Annotated in this window: 2 protein-coding genes; both read left to right on the plus strand. The window is 70.7% G+C overall.

Translation table 11 applies throughout. The features are described from left to right. Window positions 1-215 precede the first annotated feature (215 nt). Window positions 216-1,442, plus strand: coding sequence for a thiolase family protein (locus tag IH13_RS0119850; RefSeq protein ID WP_031086288.1), 1,227 nt, complete (start codon window positions 216-218; stop codon window positions 1,440-1,442). Continuing rightward, complete coding sequence (locus tag IH13_RS0119855; protein WP_031086290.1) at window positions 1,439-3,571, plus strand: 3-hydroxyacyl-CoA dehydrogenase NAD-binding domain-containing protein; 2,133 nt, start codon at window positions 1,439-1,441, stop codon at window positions 3,569-3,571. Before IH13_RS0119850 ends, IH13_RS0119855 begins: the two co-directional genes overlap by 4 nt. The last annotated feature ends 37 nt before the right edge of the window (window positions 3,572-3,608 follow it).

The following is a 3,608-nucleotide window of genomic DNA, read 5'->3' on the forward strand; positions in this document are numbered from 1 at the left end:
GTGCGGGAGGGCCGGGCCGCGCGGCCCGGCCCTCCCGCACACCCGCCTCCGGCGGTGTACGGCCGACGGTCGCGGGCACCCGCCGCGATGTGACCTTCGACGCTCCGGGCACGGGGGGTGGGCAGCTTGGTTACCCGCAAGTAGCATGAGGAGGGTGGCGCGCTCATCGGCGCGCCCCGCAGCAGTGCCATCCCGCACCCTGGAGGAGAGCCACCGTGCCTCGTACCATCCGGGACGTCGTCTTCGTCGACGGCGTCCGCACCCCGTTCGGCAAAGCGGGCCCGAAGGGCATCTACCACGAGACCCGCGCCGACGATCTCGTCGTGAAGGCCATCCGGGAGCTGCTGCGCCGCAACCCGGACCTGGACCCCGCGAAGATCGACGAGGTCGCCATCGCCGCGACCACGCAGATCGGTGACCAGGGCCTGACGCTGGGCCGTACCGCCGGAATCCTGGCCGGTCTGCCGCAGTCCGTCCCGGGCTACTCCATCGACCGCATGTGCGCGGGCGCCCTGACCGCCGTCACCTCGACTGCGGGCTCCATCGCCTTCGGCGCGTACGACGTCGTCGTCGCCGGCGGTGTCGAGCACATGGGCCGCCACCCGATGGGCGAGGGCGTGGACCCCAACCCGCGCTTCGTGTCGGAGAAGCTGGTCGACGAGTCCGCCCTGTTCATGGGCATGACCGCGGAGAACCTGCACGACCGGTACCCCACCATCACCAAGGACCGTGCCGACGCGTACGCGGTCCGCTCGCAGGAGAAGGCCGCGAAGGCGTACGCGAACGGCAGGATCCAGCAGGACCTGGTGCCGGTCGCCGTACGCCGCACCAGCGAGGAGGGCGGGGAGACGGGCTGGGGCCTGGTCACCGCCGACGAGCCGATGCGCCCGGGCACCACACTGGAGAACCTGGCCGGCCTGAAGACCCCGTTCCGCGCCCACGGCCGGGTCACGGCCGGTAACGCCGCCGGGCTCAACGACGGCGCCACCGCCTCGCTGCTCGCCGCCGAGGACGTCGCCCGCGAGCTGGGCCTCCCCGTCAGGATGCGCCTGGTCTCCTACGCCTTCGCGGGCGTCGAGCCGGAGGTCATGGGCTACGGCCCCATCCCGGCCACGGAGAAGGCCCTGGCCAAGGCCGGTCTCTCCATCGACGACATCGGTCTCTTCGAGATCAACGAGGCGTTCGCCGTGCAGGTGCTCGCCTTCCTGGAGCACTACGGCATCGCCGACGACGACGAGCGCGTCAACCAGTACGGCGGCGCGATCGCGTACGGCCACCCGCTGGCCTCCTCCGGCGTCCGGCTGATGACCCAGCTGGCCCGCCAGTTCGAGGAGCACCCCGAGGTCCGCTACGGCCTGACGACCATGTGCGTGGGCTTCGGCATGGGCGCGACGGTCGTCTGGGAGAACCCGCACTTCGAGAACGCCGGAGGCACCAAGTGAGCACCACCACCGCCGAGCTCCTGAAGGGCGCGGCCGAGCTGTTCCCCGGCGAGGTCGTCACACAGGCGCACGTGCGCCACCTCGACCTTCCCGGCGGCGCGGGCAGGTTCGCCCTGATCACGCTGGACAACGGCCTGGACCACACCAAGCCGACCACCATCGGCCCGCAGTCGCTGGCCAACCTGAACGCCGCCGTCGACCAGGTCGAGAAGGAGGCCGCCGAGGGCACCATCACCGGTGTCGGCGTCACCGGCAAGCCCTTCATCTTCGCGGTCGGCGCCGACCTCAAGGGCGTCGAACTCCTCAAGAGCCACTCGGACGCGCTGGCCATCGGCAAGGGCGGCCACGACGTCTTCCGCCGGCTGTCCGGCCTGGCGGTCCCGACGTTCGCGTACTACAACGGCGCGGCCATGGGCGGCGGTGTGGAGATCGGTCTGCACTGCTCGTACCGCACCGTCTCGCAGGCCATCCCGGCCTTCTCGCTGCCCGAGGTCTTCCTCGGCCTGGTCCCGGGCTGGGGCGGCTGCGCGCTGCTCCCCAACCTGATCGGCGCCGACCGCGCCGTGTCGGTGATCATCGAGAACGCCCTGAACCAGAACCGTCAGCTCAAGGGCAAGCAGGTCTTCGAGCTCGGGATCGCCGACGCGATCTTCGAGGGCGCGGACTTCCTGGAGCAGTCGCTGCTGTGGACCGCGGCCGTCCTCAAGGGCGAGATCGCCGTCGAGCGCCCCGAGGTCGACCGCGGGGAGGCCTGGGACCAGGCCGTCGCGCGGGGCCGGGCGATCGCCGACTCCAAGGTGCACGGGGCGGCCCCGGCCGCGTACCGCGCGCTGGAGATCATCGCCGCCGCCAAGAGCGGTGACCTGGGTGCCGGCTTCGACGCCGAGGACCAGGCGCTCGCGGACCTGATCATGGGCGGCGAACTGCGGTCCGGGATCTACTCCTTCAACCTGGTCCAGAAGCGCGCCAAGCGCCCGGCCGGTGCCCCGGACAAATCGCTGGCGCGCCCGGTCACCAAGGTCGGCGTGGTCGGCGCCGGCCTGATGGCCAGCCAGCTCGCGCTGCTCTTCCTGCGCCGTCTGGAGGTCCCGGTCGTCCTCACGGACATCGACCAGGAGCGCATCGACAAGGGTGTCGGCTACGTCCACGCGGAGATCGAGAAGCTGCTCGGCAAGGGCCGCATCAACCAGGACAAGGCCAACCGCCTCAAGGCCCTGGTGACCGGTGTGCTGGACAAGGCGGAGGGCTTCTTCGACGCCGACTTCGTCATCGAGGCCGTCTTCGAGGAGATCGGCGTCAAGCAGCAGGTGTTCGCCGAGGTCGAGGCGGTCGCCCCGGCGCACGCGATCCTCGCCACGAACACCTCGTCCCTCTCGGTCACCGAGATGGCGTCGAAGCTGAAGCACCCGGAGCGGGTCGTCGGCTTCCACTTCTTCAACCCGGTCGCCGTCCTGCCGCTGCTGGAGATCGTGCGCGGCGAGCAGACCGACGACGCCTCGCTGGCGACGGCGTTCGGTGTCGCCCGGAAGCTGAAGAAGACCGCGGTCCTGGTGAAGGACGCCCCGGCGTTCGTCGTCAACCGCATCCTCACCCGGTTCATGGGCGAGATCCAGAACATCATCGACGAGGGCACCCCGGTCGAGACGGCGGAGAAGGCCATCGAGCCGCTCGGCCTGCCGATGTCCCCGCTGGTGCTGCTGGAGCTGGTCGGCCCGGCCATCGGTCTGCACGTCTCGGAGACCCTGAACCGCGCGTTCCCGGACCGGTTCACGGTCTCCGAGAACCTCGCGGCGGTCGTCAAGGCGGGCAAGCGCGGCTTCTACGTCTACGACTCCGGCAAGCCGGAGCTGGACCCGGAGGTCGCCGCCCTCCTGAAGCAGGGCGGCACCGTCCTGACGGAGGAGCAGGTCCGCGACCGCGTCCTGGACGCGGTGGCCCAGGAGATCGGCCTGATGCTGGACGAGGGCGTCGTCGCCGAGGCCCAGGACATCGACCTCTGCCTGATCACCGGTGCGGGCTGGCCCTTCCACCTGGGCGGCGTCACGCCGTACCTGGACCGCGAGGGCGTCTCGGAGCGGGTCAACGGGAAGCGGTTCCTGGAGCAGGGCGTGGCGAGCGTTCCGGCGTAACACGCGCACAGTGACGGCCTGTCTCTTATACACATCT

Origin of the sequence: Streptomyces sp. NRRL WC-3549, from assembly GCF_000721935.1 — a bacterium.
GTDB lineage: Bacteria > Actinomycetota > Actinomycetes > Streptomycetales > Streptomycetaceae > Streptomyces.